Origin of the sequence: Alteromonas ponticola (assembly GCF_012911815.1) — a bacterium.
Lineage (GTDB): Bacteria > Pseudomonadota > Gammaproteobacteria > Enterobacterales > Alteromonadaceae > Alteromonas > Alteromonas ponticola.
Genome location: NZ_JAATNW010000001.1, coordinates 121,127 through 138,112, shown reverse-complemented (window position 1 = coordinate 138,112; position 16,986 = coordinate 121,127). Strand labels below are relative to the sequence as shown.

Below are 16,986 nucleotides of genomic sequence, written 5' to 3'. Positions count from 1 at the left end.
GATTCGTACAGCGCCTCATAGTGTGTTTGACTGCTGACTCGTTATCTCCTTGAATATTCTATCTCTGGCGCGCAGGCCTTTGCGATTTGATCTGCCGTAACTCAATACATTCCGATGAGATGTATATAACAGGTTTAACAACACGCGTCTTTCGGCTCCCTTATTGCGTCGGTGGAAGCCTTCTGCATTTTCGATAAAGATGGTACCTGCCTTGCCCAAAATAGGTGTGACATCTGCGTTGAATCTTGAATAGACCTCAGTTTTAGGTACGATTTGACGAAGCACGTCCCACCAGGAGATTTGCTTCGCGCTGCCTTTAACATAAACGTGGTAGGACGACTCGAGAGTGACGTCGGTCAGGTAGACAAAGACATTTAATGATTCCCAACCGGCATAATCGAAATGAAAGCTGTTTTGGCTATGATCAGGGAGATGGCTTTCAGGGCCTGTTACAAAAAGCGACGCCTCTATCAGTTGCGGGGTTCGGTTAAAGTAATCATGCAGTAATGAAAGCAGGTTAGGATCACGGCTGAGCTGGCGTATTTCATCAGATACCTGATGCACCAATTTATATTCTTTCAGAGGCAGTTTATCCGTAGTCAGGCGCAACTTACTGATAAAGTTGTGCGGCAATTCACCCAGAATAAACAGACCATCCTGGCGAAGCGAAGAGACCACTTCTGACGAATTGTGTTTCGGCAGCAAACTGACGGCTCCCTGTACACCGGCTGGAGGGAGTGAGCGTGGTAGCAGTCGTAAAGCAATGTTGCGCCAAGGACCGAAATGAACCAGTTGGCGGCTGATCGTTATCAATTGGCTCATCTTTAGGCGTCTCGATAACAACCTGAGATAAGCAAGAAATTCTGTGATAACCATCGTCTTTGCGTGATTAAATTCAGACATTGCATATTACTCCCTTAACTACAAAATTCGTCTGATTGACCCATGCTTGTATGCGCATTTTTCGCAAGATTGCATAAATATTAAACAGCTTGCAAGCTTTTTGTTTAACAAGGGTCGAACGTAAAAGAAAGTAGTGTAATTCTTTGCAAATTTAGCGGTATTGCTCTTAAGTCGCCAATGATATAATTATTCGATAAATGCATATCAGAATTGTTTCAAGAGGATTTTAAGCATGGCCGAGACTGAGATTCGTCCGACCAACTTTATACGCCAGATAATCGATAAAGACCTGGCGTCAGGCGTACATAGCGCAATTAAAACGCGTTTTCCCCCAGAGCCAAATGGTTTTTTGCATATCGGCCATGCGAAATCAATTTGCCTGAATTTTGGTATTGCAGAAGATTTTGGTGGTACCTGCAACCTGCGATTTGACGATACCAATCCGGTCAAAGAAGATATCACTTATGTTAATTCCATAAAGGAAGATGTGCATTGGTTAGGATTCGATTGGGGCGGTGAAGCCAAATACTCCTCAGATTACTTCGATAAACTGCATGGTTTTGCGGTTGAATTGATTGAAAAAGGCCTGGCCTACGTTGACTTTTCCACGCAAGAACAAATTCGTGAAATGCGCGGAACGTTAAAAACACCTGGCACCAACAGTCCCTATCGTGATACTGACGTCAAAACCAATCTGGCCGCTTTTGCCGATATGACTGCAGGAAAGTACAAAGAAGGTGAGTGCTGTCTGCGTGCAAAAATTGACATGACCTCGTCGTTTATTGTGATGCGCGACCCAGTGCTTTATCGGGTTAAATTTGCTCATCATCATCAGACCGGTGATAAATGGTGCATTTACCCGATGTACGATTTCACTCACTGTATCTCTGATGCATTGGAAGGGATCACACATTCACTATGTACCTTAGAATTTCAGGATAATCGCCGTCTGTATGATTGGGTAATTGAAAACATTTCGATTGACTGTCAGCCCCGACAATATGAGTTCTCGCGCTTAAATCTTGAATACACCGTGCTGAGTAAAAGACGTCTTATTCAATTGGTAACTGAAAACCATGTTGATGGCTGGGACGACCCACGTATGCCTACCATTGCGGGTTTACGTCGCCGGGGATATACGCCTGGCTCAATTCGTGAGTTTTGTAAGCGGATCGGGGTGACCAAAATGGACAATATGGTCGAAATGGGCATGCTTGAAGCGTGTATCAGAGATGATTTGAACGTCAACGCTCCGCGTGCAATGGCCGTATTAGAGCCCATTAAGCTGGTTATTGAAAATTACCCGGCAGACAAATCAGAAACCTTGATTGCACTTAATCACCCAAATGATGAGTCTATGGGGACCCGCGAAATTGAGTTCAGCCGTGAAGTGTGGATTGAAGCAGAAGACTTTCGCGAAACAGCGAATAAAAAGTTTAAACGGTTAGTGTTAGATAAAGAAGTGCGCTTGCGTAATGCTTATGTGGTAAAAGCCGTTCGTGTTGATAAAGATGATGCGGGTAATATAACGACTGTCTATTGCGAATATGATCCTGAGACCCTGGGCAACGATCCTGCGGATGGGCGCAAGGTGAAAGGGGTTATTCACTGGGTCGACGCCAAAAGTGGCACTCCGGCAGAGTTCAGGCTTTACGACCGATTGTTTAATGTACCCAATCCGGCAGCGCAAGATGACTTTGTCAGTGCCATTAACAGCGCTTCACTGGTGACGAAAAAAGGGTGGGCGGAAGCTGGCTTGGCAGCAGATCGTGAGACTCACGCGTGGCAATTTGAACGCACCGGGTATTTCTGCCGTGACAAAGACAGTCGCGATGATACATTGGTGTTTAATCAGACCGTTGGACTCAGGGATACCTGGGCTAAGATCGGTGATTAACCCTAACGCCAATTAAAGAAAACGAGCCAAATTGGCTCGTTTTTTTATTTTTTAGGTTGGCAATCCAATGACTGGCCGTTAACTTCCAGACTGTCGTCGCCCATCAGGTAAAGGTAAAGCGGCATAATTTGTTGCGGCGTTTTTAACGTGTTTGGATCTTCAGCTGGAAATGCGCTAGCTCGCATCTGTGTTCTGGTCGCGCCCGGGTTAATGCAATTAAAACGCATATTGCGATTGGCGTACTCTGCCGCCAGAACCTGCATCATACCTTCGGTGGCAAATTTTGAAACCGCATACCCATTCCAGAAAGATCGCCCAACACGCCCCACACTGGACGTGGTAAATATCACTGATGCATGCTCAGATGCGCGTAACACAGGCAGTAGCGCTTTTAGCATAAAAGCTGAACTGTTGACATTTACCTGCATAAGTTGCTGCCACTGGTCAGGTTCGATATCTGCAAAGGGCCCTATATGACCTAACAAAGACGCATTGAGCAGAACACCATCAAGCCGCCCGAACTGGTCTTTTATGGTCATGGCCATTTGTTCGTAATGGCTGGTTGTCGCGCCATTGAGATCCAGCGGGATGATTGCCGATTCAGGAGACCCGCTGGCCACGATCTCATCATAAACCTGTTCCAGTTTACTTACTGTACGTCCAAGCAGAATACATGTCGCTCCGTGCTCAGCATATGTTTTAGCTGCCACTGCACCAATACCATCACCGGCGCCGGTAATTAATATAGTTTTATTGCTAAGAAGTGCAGAGGGTGCCTGATAATCGTTCATGTAAAAACTATCCTGATTGAAAAAAGTAAACCTATAGAGACTAAAATTTTGCTGGCTGAATAACAGCGAAGGCGATGGATGATACCTGTTGAGACTACAAAGTAAATAAGCAATTCCATGGCTTTTTTCTGATTTTGACTTACAAAGTATTAACAAACCTTTGCAAAGTTTCAGCAAAGTCAATAAGATTGGTTTTATACAACTGGTCTAACATGTTTACAAATCGCTCTTATTTAGTTTTCAGTGTAATCGCTACAGTGAATAAATTAGAAGCGGAGCGAATAGATAGAATAACAACAAAGGTTTAAAGGGAGAAACAATGAGAAAACTCTTTATCAGCTCCAGTGTTGCTCTTGCACTCGGACTTGCAGGCTGTGGCGGTGATGAAACCATCGAGGATATACAGGCAGAAACACCTACCGTCAGCCCTTCATCCCGTATAGTTTTCGACCCGGCAAATGGTGAGTTGAATACACCGAATGATCTTCTAATGTTGCCCGGGGATGATGGATTTTTTGATTACACGTTAAATATTCCGGTAGCTGACCCGACAGATTTTTCTGATCCGCAAAATGCATTAAATGTGTTGGATGGTTGGTCTACGCAACATCCTTTCGTTATAAATGTCAATATGGCTGCAGGCGCATCATTGGATGAGTCAACGTTGTCCGCAGGTATCCATATTTATGAAGCAACATTGGGTCTTGACCAAACGGACCCTGACTGTGCTGGAGCAGAAATTCCATCTGCTGGTTGTAAAGTGGGTGATAAGTTAACCTTCGGTGTTGACTATGTATTAAGTCTTTTAGATGACGACACGGTTTCCGTGGTGCCACTTAAGCCATTGAAGGCTTCTCAGGGCCACATGCTTGTGATGACTACTGACCTCAAGGATTCAAATGGCAATGCGGTACAAGGTTCTACTTCGTGGGATTTGGTGCGTCAGGACATTGATACCAATCCATTATCCAGTGACTCGCAATTGCAGCTTCAAACTATAGTCAATACTTTTATCGATCCGTTATTGGAAGAAGGTTTTGAACGTGAACAAATCACTTATGTGTCAGCCTTCACCACACAATCGACCGATATTTCGTTACAATCAATTAAGCAGAAAATGGTGGCTGAGTTTGCCGCGCGTAAAGCCGGTGGTGATCCTGCAGCGGGTACCTCTTTACCCGCCATAGTTATTAACGAGGCGGCAGGCCCTACCAATTCAATGGAAGCATTAGAGCTGGTTAAAGAAGAAACGGTGGCCGGAGCTGTATTGCAAGGTATCGGGCAACTGACACCTGAAGAAGCTTCGTTAGAATCTTATATTGAGGAAGCCAACTTTAGCTCATTACAATCCTGTGATGGTTTGTTTACTGCGCAAGCTGGAGCGTTCGTTGCGACTACCGGCAACACTACTGGTATTCCTCAAGTTGACGCTGGTCTTGATAGTTTTGCTGCGGAATTATCGACGGGCATTCTAGCAGAAGTAGGTCCACTTTGCGCGGCGCAGCGCTATGAAGGAACGGTGAGCCTGCCTCATTATTTAGGTGTTCCATCACCCCAGAATCCAACAGCACCGATAACCGAGTTTTGGACAGCAGCCTGCGACAGTGGCATCGTGTTGGCAGCGGCGCCAGAGGATGTACTGGCAGCGGCAACACCGGGTCCAAACTTTGAAATGTGTACACAACTAAAATTGTCCGATTTACGTTTAGGTGACGAGCTGCTGGATAAAGACCGCAACATCACGCGATCTAATCCTATACCACAAGAAACCGGGCCGAACGAAGGAAACGTAACGCTTGATGTGCAAGTTACCGTACCTAATGTGACTTATGCTAATGGTATCTTGGCGGCTCTTGAGGAACCAGCTATCGCTAAGCCCGAAGCCGGTTGGCCAGTGGTTATTCTTTCACATGGCATTACCAGCAAAAAAGAAGATATGCTAGCGATAACCGGGACCTTATCACTCGCCGGTATTGCTACGATAGCTATTGATCATCCTTTGCACGGTAGCCGTGGCTATGACCTTGACCCAACTAATGAAGGCGATGAAATTAATGCCACGACTGTAAGTGCGACGCACTACATGAACCTGGCCAGCCTGCCTACGGCGCGTGACAATCTCCGTCAAAGCGTGGCGGATTTACTTGGTTTACGTCTTGGACTAAATGCAGTAGATGATGATACCACAGCAGGAGCGGCTCACTTTGATCTATCACGAGTATCAGTAATGGGCGTGTCGCTTGGGGCAATGACAGGTGCTAATTTCGCTGCGGTGGCTAACACGACAATGGGTGATGAACTAGGTGCCCTTGATGGCATGTATGCGGTGAAAGAAGCATCATTAGAGTCGCCAGGAGGCGGTGTAGCAACCTTCCTGTTAGAGTCGCCAAGGTTTGGTAACGTAATTAAAGGCTTTTTGCTACGTGAAAGTTCACCAGAATTTGTAGCCTTGTTAGGGCAACTTTATCCAGATACGGATCCGGCGGATTTAATTGATGAGCAACTGGCAGCTGCGGCGGCTGCATTTAACGAAAACGCAACGCCAGAACAGCTTGCTGAAGTGCAAGCGACGCTGAGTCAATTTGCTTTTGCCGCACAAACGGTTTTAGACTCTGGCGATCCTAATAACTACGGCAAGATGCTGGGTGGAAATACTCCCGTGCACATGATGACGGTTATTGGTGATGGGAGTGAGGAGAATTTACCCGATCAGGTAATTCCGCCAACTACATCGTTACCGCTTTCTGGTCAGAATCCGTTAGCCACGATCATTGGTCTTGAGCAGGTTTCGTCAACAGTAACCAGCGAAAATACGGTAAGTGGTCAGGTGAAGTTTGTGAAAGGGGTTCATGGCTCCAGCTTGGATCCAGTTTACCCCGACGTGACTGAGGAAATGCAACGTGAAGTCGCTGGCTATATTTCCAGTGATGGCAAAGCGATTGTTATTACTAATGAAGAAGTTGTTGCAAACTAATCAGCTAACATTTCAGTCCACTTAATACTAAAAGCCAGTTCGCTGGCTTTTTTTATGAGTCAAAGAAATTGTTAACGACTTGTTACCAGGTCAGACCTGTGTAATGCTAGGATCTCATTATTACCCATCAAGGATGTCCAAATGAAAACTAAAAAACTAAAAAAGATCATTCGAACAAAACTGTCTTATTCTTGTATCGCTGCTGCATGTTTAGCCGTGTTGGGAGTAAGTGGTTGTGGTGACGATCGTAATTATGAAGTGGCCCAGCCAACACCTCCAGTTGCGCCCGAAACACCTGCTGAAAAAGCCCAAATCCCCGCCTTTGACGAAAATGGAGTGTTAACAGCGGACATTAGGTGGACGACGTATGGCGTTCCCCATGTAAAAGCAGATAACCTCGAAAGTATGGCGTATGGAGTGGGGTACGCGTTCGCTAAAGACAACTTGTGCATATTAGCTGATCAGATTGTTAAATATAATTCTGAACGCGCTAAGTATTTTGGACCTGACTTAGTTTTGGGTAGCGGTGGTTCTGAACATCTTATCAATGACTTTGGTTTTTTGACGCTTGGGATCAGGGAGCTGGCAGAAGAAAACTTGCCGCGGCTTTCGGCAAACAGCCGAGCTATGTTTAGTGGTTATACTAAAGGATATAACAAATATTTGGCGGATACGCCGTTAGAAGATCAGGATCCTGCGTGTGCTGGCCAACCCTGGGTTCAGGAAATAGATAGTGTGGATTTGCTCACCTATTCGTTAGGTGTTGCATTGCTTCCGGGTGCTGCAAATTTTCTGGATACCATGTTCATTGCGGCTCCTCCAGGTAAAGATTACCTTCCTACACCAGATGCAGTTGATTCGACTACAAAGCTTAACGTAACGCCTAAAGTGTCATTACCAGAAAAGAATCCCCAGGATATGGGTTCAAACGGGTGGGGATTAGGCAGCGACAAAACTACCAATGGCATGGGGATGGTGTTAGCGAACCCGCATTTCCCACATACCGGCAATCTTCGTTTTTGGCAGTTTCATGCCATTATTCCCGAGCATTTAAATGTTACTGGCAGTTCATTAATGGGCTTACCCGGTGCTGTTAATATTGGGTTTAATGAAGATGTGGCGTGGACACACACGTTTTCTACTGCCGAACATTTTGTGGTTTATCAACTCACGTTGGATGAAGGTGATGAAAGTAACCTGACGCATACAGTCGATGGTCAACCCGTAACCATCTTCGAAAAGGATATGCAAATAGAAGTCGCTGATGGAACCGGTTCTACGTTCAAGCTAAATAAAACTGCTTACTACACGAATTACGGACCGATGATTGAGGTACCTGGCAACTTTGACTGGGATGGTACAAATGCGTATGCAATCAAAGATGCCAATCTTCCGAACTTTGATGTTGTTGACCATTGGCTAGCAATGAATATGGCTTCCAGTATGGAGGAATTCAAACAGGCATTTAAAGATTACGATGGTGTCATATTTAACAACACCATGGCTTCGTCTAAAGAAGGTGAAGTGTTTTACATCGATGATTCAACGGTTCCATTTTTAACCGAAACGGCCATTGAAGAAATGACCACGAATCCCTTGTTGGTAGGTGCGAAAGCCGCGGCCGGCTTTACTGTATTGCCTGGTCACCTGTCGGTATTCGATTTTGAACGCCCCGTTCCCTATGAAAATGCACCTAAGTACGAAGGCAATGATTACGTTCAAAATTCTAATGACAGCTTCTGGCTGACTAACTTGGAATCACCGATAGAGGGTGTATCTCCTCTGTATGGTGAAACGGGTAACCAACAAAGCCTGCGTTCACGCATGGCGCAGAAGTTTCTGCGTGAAGGAGCGGGCAGTGATAATACGTTCGCACCTGAAGAAGTTGAAAGCCTGTTGCTAAGCAATCGAAGTTATCTGGCTGAAGATGTTTTAAGCAGTGTGTTGCAGTTATGCGAAAATCAGGGTTCCACTCCGGTTGATGTGGAAGGCGAGATGGTCGATATTTCAGCAGCCTGCGCCGCCTTATCCACCTGGGATGGAACCATGAATAGAAACAGTGTTGCAGGTCATGTGTTCAGGGAGTTTGCATTTAAATTCGACAACGATCCACAGTGGGAAGTGCCTTTTAATCCAGCCGAACCTGTAACAACCCCTTCGGGCTTGTTGCAAAACGAAACTACGCTTAATCAATTCGCTCAGGCAGTCCAGGTATTGAATGCAGCAGGTGTTGCACCTGATGCAACCCTGGGCGAAGTGCAGTTTGTCGAAAGAAGTTTACCTGACGGCTCACCCTCAGGTAATAAATTGCCATGGGCAGGCGCACACAATATTGAGGGCGGGTTTAACGTTTTCAATATCGTGCCCGAAAACAATGGGACCTTATTGCCTCGCCACACCTACGCGCCTTTAAATAGTGATACCATTATGAGTGCGGAAGCGCCCGGATATCATATCAACTATGGCAGCAGCTGGATGGTGGTGATCAACTTCACCGAAAATGGGCCTCAGGGCAGGGGGATTTTGACGTATTCTCAATCCAGAGTTTACGGTAGTGAGCATTTCCTTGATCAAACAGAGTTGTACTCTGAAATGCCACAGCTTAGACCCATTTTATTTACTGAAGCTGAAATAGAAGAAAATAAAATTAACCAGTTAACACTGTCGTCAGAGTAAGTTATCGCTGGTAAACTAGCTGATATACTAACGATCAAAAGGACCGCCAGGGTCCTTTTGTTTTATTTTAAAGGAGATGAGTTTGGAGTTTTTGTACGAATACGGGCTATTTTTAGCGAAAGCAGTTACCTTTGTTGTGGCCTTAATCGTGGTTGTGGCAACTATTGCTGGTGCAGCCAGCAAGCAAAAACAGGGCAAAGGACAGCTTGAAATTCTATCTCTTACCAATCAACTGAAAGATATCACTCAGTATGCGCGCACGGTATTGCTTGATAAAGCAACGCTTAAAAAGTTAGCGAAAGAGCAGAAAAAAGAAGAAAAAGCGAAGAAAGATGAGCCCAAAGACAAATCGCGTTTATTTGTGATAGATTTTCACGGTTCTATGGATGCCCATGAAGTAGAGCGCTTGCGCGAAGAGGTGACTGCCATCTTGTGTGTTGCCAGTGATGAGGATGAAGTGTTGGTGCGCCTTGAGAGTGGTGGCGGCGTGGTGCACGGCTATGGCTTGGCCGCATCACAATTGCAGCGATTAAAGGATAAAGGCCTTAAGCTGACGATTGCGGTTGATAAGGTGGCTGCCAGTGGTGGCTATATGATGGCATGTGTCGCTGACCATTTGTTGGCATCACGGTTTGCTTATATCGGCTCAATTGGTGTGCTTGCTCAGCTGCCCAATTTTCACAAGCTGCTTAAAAAGAATGACATCGAATTTGAACAGCACACTGCCGGTGAGTACAAACGAACCCTGACTATTTTTGGCGAAAATACCGATGCAGGTAGAGCGAAATTTCGTGAAGAAATTGAAGAAATTCATGACTTATTTAAAGAGTATGTGCAAAGCCAACGTTCGCAGATGGATATCAATAAAGTCGCAACCGGCGAATTCTGGCCTGGAATGAAGGCCAAAGAACTTGGTTTGGTTGATGAGATTATGACGTCTGATGATTACATTTTATCTCACTACCCCAAGCGTGAAATTTTTAGCGTAAAATACACAGTAAAGAAAAACATGGCAGAAAAACTGGGAATGTCATTTGCTCACGCTGCAGAACGGTCCGTCATGCGTGCACTGAGTCAGGCTAAGAGCTGGTTTTAATATAAACTTATGGCCGTTAAGACCAAAGTACGCATATTGAATGCCGCAGAGACACTGTTTGCCGAGCAGGGTTTCCAGCAAACGTCCATGCGTCAGATCACTTCTAAAGCGGAAGTTAACCTTGCTTCAGTTAATTATCATTTTGGTAATAAAAAAAATTTGATTCAAGCGGTACTGCAACGCTACTTTGACGTGTTGATGCCGCTGATCGAAAAAGCGTTAAAAACGCCTCAAATTGAATCGATTAATGCAGTGTTAGATCGGCTCGTTGAGCCAACCATGTCGTTAAATGAAATGCGCCCCGGTGGCACCGAAATTTTTGTGAAGCTTTTAGGTCGCGGCTACAATGAGACACAAGGCCATCTACGCAGATTCATTATGACGCAATACGGTTCGACTATTTCGAAACTGATAATGCAGATAAAAGCGTGTTTACCTGAAGTAGATGATGAAGAGCTTTTTTGGCGTCTGCACTTTGCGTTAGGTAGTTTTGTTTTTTCCATGTCTTCCAGCCAGGCATTAAAAGAAATAGCAGAGTCAGACTTCCATCAACAGGTCAATATTGAGGATGTCATTCGACATTTAATACCGTTCGTTTCATGTGGGATTGCAAGTGGTACCAACAGGAGAGACTAAGTTGTGGAAAAACAGTTTTGGTTCGAACGCTGGGAAAATCAGGACATTGGATTTCACGAAAGCACTGTTAATCAGTACTTAAAAAAATATATTCAGCGGATATGCCCGATGGGTGGTCACGTTTTTGTACCGCTGTGCGGAAAAACCCTTGATATTGGCTGGTTGTTGGACAATGGTTATAAAGTTACAGGCGTTGAGTTAAGTAGTAAAGCCATCGATGCGCTGTTCAGCCAACTTCAACGTACCCCTGATATCAAAACGATGGGAAAGTTTATCGCCTATTCTGCTCCTGGTATCACAATCTATGAGGGGGACATTTTCGATCTGAAGCAAATCCATTTACTTGATGTCGATTGTGTTTATGATCGCGCTTCATTAGTTGCACTACCTGAAGATTTGCGAACACGTTACACTTTTCATCTTCCAACTATTTCAAATTACGCGGCGCAACTGCTAATCACATTAAACTATGACGTTTCATTGATGAAAGGGCCGCCATTTGCTATTACCACTGACGATGTTAAACGTTATTATTCGCACGCATACTCTTTAACAAAACTCGAAACATCAATTTTACCTGAAAAATTGAAAGGTAAATGCACTGTAGAATCGACCGCCTGGTTGATAACTAAAAGGGAAGGACAATGAAGATTTGGGTTGATGCAGACGCATGCCCCGTTGCGATTAAAGAAATATTATTTAAGGCAGCACTGAGAACACAAACTGAAACTACCTTCGTCGCAAATCATTCTTTTCGGCTGCCTGCACATCGTTTTGTGAACCTGCTGCAGGTAGAAAAAGGTTTTGACGTTGCTGACAATGAAATTGTTCGTCGTGTTGAAGCGAGTGATCTTGTGATAACTTCTGACATCCCGTTAGCTGCTGAAGTTGTTGAAAAAGATGCATTCGTGCTCACCCCTAGAGGGGATGTGTTAGATAAGCAGAACGTGAGACAGCGGCTTAATATCAGGGACTTTATGGATACGATGCGTAGCAGTGGGGTGCAAACGGGAGGGCCGGCGGCGTTGAGTCAGAAAGACAAACAGAATTTTGCTAACTTTCTAGACAGTACGTTACGAAAGGTTAAAGGTTAGCAGCCTTCTTTTTCCTTAAAAAAGGCCGTGAGAGACGAAATTAACGAGGTGGTCGTGAGCCAGGATTTTCCTGTTCTGTTTTTTCTGCCCAAAACGCTTTGACAGAGAAACTCCCTTTCTTGGATTTAGACTTTTTCGCTCCACTGGATTTCTTAGCTGGTGCTTTTTTAGTCTTTGAAGCTTTTGCTTCAGCTTTTTTCGTTGGTTCTTTTTTATCATCCGCCTTAGCTCGCTTTCCGCCAGCGAGTTCCTCAGACCACTCCTGAAGTTGGGCCAGGCGCAAATTTTTTCCACCATTAACACTGTACCAGCCACCCTTGGCTTCTATTTCAGGTTTTTTGCCTTCAGCATTTTTAAAGTTTTTGGTGAAATCAGCTAGTACTGTATCTTTATCTAAATCACTCATTATTGTTATGACTCTTTGTTTCCGGTTAATGATAAAATCAATGCGAATTGGTATAGACTATGTTTTTATAACGTTTTCTTAACGATATGTCTAATTTTAGGTGAAATTGTGAGCATTACCAGGCAGCTATTGTTACAAGAATTACATGATTTATTGCAACCTGACAAAGTGAATGACTACTGTCCAAATGGGCTTCAGGTTGAAGGCAAAGATGATATCAAGTTGATTGTGACGGGGGTGACAGCGTCGCAGGCATTAATTGATGAAGCTATTGCAGCTAATGCTGATGCCATACTGGTGCATCATGGCTATTTCTGGAAGAGTGAATCGCCGTCGATCACTGGCATTAAGTACCGGAGAATCGCTTCGTTGATAAAAAATGATATTAACTTGTTTGCCTATCACCTTCCCATCGATGTTCATGCACTGCTGGGTAATAACGCTCAACTTGGTAAAGTGCTGCAAATGGACGGTTACTTTGCTGCACCTTCATTTTCGCCAGAAGGTATTGTGTTTCAGGGACATTACAATACACCAAAGTCTCGTGAAGCGTTTATTCAACTAATCTCCAGCAAATTAGGCAGAGTACCTCTGGTAGTGGGAGATACAGCAGATCCGATTAGCCGTGTGGCTTGGTGCACAGGGGGCGGACAGAGCTTTATTGAGCAGGCTTTAATGTTGGGTATAGATGCATTTATCAGTGGTGAAATATCCGAACAGACCACACATATTGCCCGGGAGTCTGGTATTCATTATGTTGCAGCAGGGCACCACGCTACCGAGCGCTATGGGGTAAAAGCAGTGGGCGAATATCTGGCTTCAACGCTGGATGTGGAGGTTAAATTTATTGATGTGGATAACCCGGCGTAGCAATGAACAAACACGAATCTGACATTCATTTTGATGGTCTTGCATCGAAGTTTGCGACAAATATTTACGGGACCACAAAAGGGCAGCTACGCCATAAAGTATTGCTGCATGCCCTGGACACTCACTTGCACGCCACGCCAATGCGCGTGATAGAAATTGGGGGCGGCACCGGCTTGATGACTAAAGCGTTTCTATCAGCAGGTCATAACGTTGTGTTCACTGATGCCTCTGCGGAAATATTAGCGCATGCGAAGGTAAATTTAGCCGAGATGGAGAATGTGACGTTCCGCCATCAGACATTGCAGGCTGTGACCGATTTTAATCAATTCGATATGATTATTTGTCATGCGGTGCTTGAGTGGTTACACACCCCTCTCGATACGTTGTCCATTATTCTTAACGAAATGAAAGCGGGAAGCTTTTTAAGCCTGAGCTTTTTTAACCATGATGCCGCGCTTTTTACCAATGCGTTATATGGAAATTTTGATTATATTGCGCAAGGAATGAAGGTGAGAAATCAAGTCAGGCTCAACCCTAAGAACCCGTTACGTCCTCAACAAGTGATTGAGCACGTCGAAAACTCAGGCCTGTATGTTGAGCAAGTTACCGGGGTTCGCTGTTTTCACGATTACATGAAAGGCAAGCCTGCAGATGACCATCAACTAAAACAGCTGCTTGATTTGGAAATCAACTATTGCCAACAAACTCCTTTCAAATGGTTTGGAAAGTATATTCATTTGCTTATTAAGAAGCCTCATTAAGGTAGCGCTTAATCTCAGAGGTCAACGCTTCAGGTTTCAGTGCGGGAGAGAAACGACGAACTACTTTCCCTTTGCGGTTGACCAGAAACTTAGTGAAATTCCATTTAACGCGTTTTGTTGCAAGCAGCCCCCGCGCTTCATGCTTTAAATAGTCATACAGCGGATGCGTGTTGTCGCCGTTAACCTCTATTTTTTTAAATAAAGGGAAGGTGGTTGAATAATTAAAGTCGCAGAATTGTTTAATTTCTTCGTCAGTGCCTGGCTCCTGATTACCGAACTGATCGCATGGAAAAGCCAGCACTGAAAAGCCATTCGAAGAAAACTCCTGGTACAGCTTTTCAAGACCTTCATACTGGTAGGTAAAACCACACTTACTTGCGGTATTCACGATAAGTAAGACCTGGCCAGCGAATTCATTCAGTGAGATTTCGCTGCCATCGTTTTTTACTGCGCTAAAATCGTAAACTGACTTTTTCATCTGGTTCCTTTTTACAGTTCCTAACATTCACGATATCTGATGTCGTGATTCTTTGGTAGTATTTATCCACAACATTTGTAAATGCAAGCCAGATTTTATGAAGACATTTAGAGTGAGTTTTGTTGGTCTTGGTGTAATGGGATCACCCATGGCGGGTCATCTTGCTTCGGCGGGACACAGCGTAACAGTTTATAACCGAACCGTTTCCAGGGCAGACGAATGGTGCGCACGACACCAGGGACAAAGCGCTTCAACTGTGCGTGAAGCAGGTAGAGAACAGGATGTCGTGTTCATGTGTGTTGGTGACGACACCGATGTGATTGCCGTGGGAACACAATTATTAGCAGTTATGCAGGCTGGTTCAATTTTGGTTGATCATACTACTGCTTCAGCCGCAGTTGCTCGGCAGTTGCATCAGGAAGCCAAAGAGCGTGGGATCGGTTTTATCGATGCGCCTGTGTCGGGCGGTCAGGCGGGCGCGGAAAATGGCCAGCTAACCGTAATGTGTGGTGGGGAGCGAGACTATTTTGAAAAAGTTGAACCTATTATGGCGTGTTACGCACGCCACAGCCAGTTGCTGGGCGAGTGCGGTAGTGGTCAACTGGCGAAAATGATGAACCAGATTTGTATTGCCGGCATTGTTCAGGGACTGGCCGAAGCATTGCATTTCGGTCAACAGGCTGGATTGGATTGTGAGCAGGTGATTAACGTAATCAGCAAAGGAGCTGCGCAATCCTGGCAGATGGAAAACCGGGCGCAGACAATGCTAAAGGGAGAATACGAATTTGGCTTTGCGGTGGACTGGATGCGCAAAGATTTAGCGATTGCACTAGATGAGGCCCGCCGTAACGGTTCCACCCTCGCACTTACCGCTTTAGTTGATCAATATTACGCTGATGTGCAAAAAAGTGGGGGAAGCCGCTGGGACACATCTAGTTTGTTGACGCGGCTATCAAAACCGGAATAAGTTTTTGTTTGGCAGTTTTATTGATAAGTATTGGGAAGATTATCAATAAGGTCTGCCATTTTCCCATTATTTTCAGCGCGCTGATTTACACGTCTGTTTGTTTCGGTGACTGCCAGTGTTCAAAAATATCTGCGACATCACTGCCTATGTTTTGGCGCAGTGCTTCAATCAATTCATTGTCAGACATTCTCTCAATTTTACTTAGGTCGGTTTCGAGCAAAAAGTGTCTGAATTTTATCAGTAACGTTTTATTTTCACTCTCTAAAAGTTGTACAGCATGTTGGTAAAAATGCATCTGAAACCATTCATAATTACGTGGGCCAAGACCATTTAAATACTTCTCTTCAAAGTCAGCCAGCGTTTTAAATTCTATGTCTCTGTCTCCACCGCGCAGGATAAACTGTGGGTAGGCATTCATCCTCTCGTAGCAAGAAGTACAATCGGCCTGCTTGAAAAACGCAACCATAGCCAATGTTGCAAACAGTTCCTGTAGCGACTTGCGTTGTGGCTTAGTGCCACTGTAAAAATGATACAGATGGGCAAGCTCATGAACCGACAGCGTATCTCTATAGAACAGATCCAGATTCAAGGGGGACCCATAAACCTGTGTCAGTTGCGTGAGCTGTGATGCAGGTAGTTGAGACAATGCCTGGCTTACCTGGTGCGCAATTGCAGATTTTTCAGCGCCGAGAATGATATTACCTTGCCACGCCTGTGGCATCCCCGGTGGCGGATAAAACGCGAAACGGGACCAATTTCTATTGTCCAGCAACATGACGGAAAAGGGTAAGTCGATAGAGAATAGTTCGTTAAAATAACGGTGTGCCTGATGTAGCGTGTTTAATGTATCGGTTGCATCTTGGACTGAGTTATTGGTGGAATACACGCTAAATGGATAGTCCGTTGGAATAGTTTTCAGGCCCTCGTGTTTGGAGGTGTCAATCCAGTCATCCTGACCAAATGCATGATTTGTTGAAAGTAATAATACAAATAAGAAAATCGTCCTTAACATAACCTCTGTCCCTCTAAAATAAAAAGTGCTTCTCAATTTACATCAAAACTAAATTTATTAAGACGCTGCAAAGCCATCATTTGACTATAATCTTGATTGCATCAGAGTCAAGTAATGCAACCTATTCCACCCATTCCTTCAAGTTTCTTCCAAGGACACTCACCTTCTTTTAAGCAAAGACACTCACTTGATCTTTCAATAAGAATAGATGAGTTAGTTGTAGCATCCGTGACACTCACATCGTGCATGAATACAGAGAGAGGGCATTCCGTGAAGTTAATCCACAGTGAACATTGCCTAAGGGCTTAAGGCAGCGTATGCAATGTTGATTGCGAACTGGCTCTAAACGGGTAGGGGATGGCCCCGTCAAGTTTGACGTGCACCGGCGCAAACCAATGCTGTAGCTTGGGTTAAAGAACGGGGTT

General features: G+C 44.7%; 15 protein-coding genes. 10 read left to right on the top strand and 5 right to left on the bottom strand.

Translation table 11 applies throughout. The annotated features are described in order from the left end of the window. Positions 1 to 15: 15 nt before the first annotated feature. Entirely contained in the window at positions 16 to 903 is an 888-nt protein-coding gene (locus tag HCJ96_RS00525; RefSeq protein ID WP_169209077.1) for a hypothetical protein, read from the bottom strand. Positions 904 to 1,135: 232 nt separating this feature from the next. Here HCJ96_RS00525 and glnS point away from each other — a divergent pair, with 232 nt between their 5' ends. Then, positions 1,136 to 2,800 (top strand): glutamine--tRNA ligase, encoded by a 1,665-nt coding sequence (gene glnS / locus HCJ96_RS00520; RefSeq protein WP_169209076.1) that lies wholly within the window; start codon positions 1,136 to 1,138, stop codon positions 2,798 to 2,800. Between the two features lie 44 nt (positions 2,801 to 2,844). Here glnS and HCJ96_RS00515 read toward each other — a convergent pair whose 3' ends face one another. Next, on the bottom strand, positions 2,845 to 3,591 hold the full coding sequence (locus tag HCJ96_RS00515) for a YciK family oxidoreductase (RefSeq protein ID WP_169209075.1): 747 nt from the start codon (positions 3,589 to 3,591) through the stop codon (positions 2,845 to 2,847). Positions 3,592 to 3,910: 319 nt separating this feature from the next. Here HCJ96_RS00515 and HCJ96_RS00510 point away from each other — a divergent pair, with 319 nt between their 5' ends. From HCJ96_RS00510 to HCJ96_RS00485, 6 genes are all read left to right on the top strand, one after another. Beyond that, complete coding sequence (locus tag HCJ96_RS00510; protein ID WP_169209074.1) at positions 3,911 to 6,565, top strand: VolA/Pla-1 family phospholipase; 2,655 nt, start codon at positions 3,911 to 3,913, stop codon at positions 6,563 to 6,565. A gap of 141 nt (positions 6,566 to 6,706) precedes the next feature. Further along, the gene (locus tag HCJ96_RS00505; RefSeq protein WP_169209073.1) at positions 6,707 to 9,241 is read left to right on the top strand and encodes an acylase; all 2,535 of its coding nucleotides are present in this window, start codon (positions 6,707 to 6,709) and stop codon (positions 9,239 to 9,241) included. An 82-nt stretch (positions 9,242 to 9,323) separates the two neighbouring features. Beyond that, complete coding sequence (gene sohB, locus HCJ96_RS00500; RefSeq protein ID WP_169209072.1) at positions 9,324 to 10,337, top strand: protease SohB; 1,014 nt, start codon at positions 9,324 to 9,326, stop codon at positions 10,335 to 10,337. 9 nt (positions 10,338 to 10,346) lie between these two features. Then, positions 10,347 to 10,973: a TetR/AcrR family transcriptional regulator gene (locus tag HCJ96_RS00495; RefSeq protein WP_169209071.1), complete on the top strand. Its 627-nt coding sequence runs from the start codon at positions 10,347 to 10,349 to the stop codon at positions 10,971 to 10,973. Between the two features lie 3 nt (positions 10,974 to 10,976). Continuing rightward, positions 10,977 to 11,621, top strand: coding sequence for a thiopurine S-methyltransferase (gene tmpT / locus HCJ96_RS00490; protein ID WP_169209070.1), 645 nt, complete (start codon positions 10,977 to 10,979; stop codon positions 11,619 to 11,621). After that, positions 11,618 to 12,067, top strand: coding sequence for a YaiI/YqxD family protein (locus HCJ96_RS00485; protein ID WP_169209069.1), 450 nt, complete (start codon positions 11,618 to 11,620; stop codon positions 12,065 to 12,067). The genes tmpT and HCJ96_RS00485 overlap by 4 nt, the downstream gene beginning before the upstream one ends. Before the next feature lie 40 nt (positions 12,068 to 12,107). Here HCJ96_RS00485 and HCJ96_RS00480 read toward each other — a convergent pair whose 3' ends face one another. Beyond that, positions 12,108 to 12,473: a hypothetical protein gene (locus HCJ96_RS00480; protein WP_169209068.1), complete on the bottom strand. Its 366-nt coding sequence runs from the start codon at positions 12,471 to 12,473 to the stop codon at positions 12,108 to 12,110. Positions 12,474 to 12,581: 108 nt separating this feature from the next. On the opposite strand from HCJ96_RS00480, the gene HCJ96_RS00475 reads away from it, so the two are divergent. Both HCJ96_RS00475 and HCJ96_RS00470 read left to right on the top strand, forming a co-directional pair. Further along, the gene (locus tag HCJ96_RS00475) at positions 12,582 to 13,343 is read left to right on the top strand and encodes a Nif3-like dinuclear metal center hexameric protein (protein ID WP_343034627.1); all 762 of its coding nucleotides are present in this window, start codon (positions 12,582 to 12,584) and stop codon (positions 13,341 to 13,343) included. Positions 13,344 to 13,345: 2 nt separating this feature from the next. Next, the gene (locus tag HCJ96_RS00470) at positions 13,346 to 14,104 is read left to right on the top strand and encodes a methyltransferase (protein WP_169209067.1); all 759 of its coding nucleotides are present in this window, start codon (positions 13,346 to 13,348) and stop codon (positions 14,102 to 14,104) included. On the opposite strand, the gene HCJ96_RS00465 is transcribed toward HCJ96_RS00470, so the two are convergent. After that, on the bottom strand, positions 14,088 to 14,582 hold the full coding sequence (locus HCJ96_RS00465) for a glutathione peroxidase (RefSeq protein WP_169209066.1): 495 nt from the start codon (positions 14,580 to 14,582) through the stop codon (positions 14,088 to 14,090). The genes HCJ96_RS00470 and HCJ96_RS00465 overlap by 17 nt on opposite strands. A 97-nt stretch (positions 14,583 to 14,679) precedes the next feature. On the opposite strand from HCJ96_RS00465, the gene HCJ96_RS00460 reads away from it, so the two are divergent. Further along, on the top strand, positions 14,680 to 15,549 hold the full coding sequence (locus HCJ96_RS00460; RefSeq protein ID WP_169209065.1) for an NAD(P)-dependent oxidoreductase: 870 nt from the start codon (positions 14,680 to 14,682) through the stop codon (positions 15,547 to 15,549). An 85-nt stretch (positions 15,550 to 15,634) separates the two neighbouring features. Here HCJ96_RS00460 and HCJ96_RS00455 read toward each other — a convergent pair whose 3' ends face one another. Continuing rightward, the gene (locus HCJ96_RS00455) at positions 15,635 to 16,561 is read right to left on the bottom strand and encodes a hypothetical protein (protein WP_169209064.1); all 927 of its coding nucleotides are present in this window, start codon (positions 16,559 to 16,561) and stop codon (positions 15,635 to 15,637) included. Positions 16,562 to 16,986 lie beyond the last annotated feature (425 nt).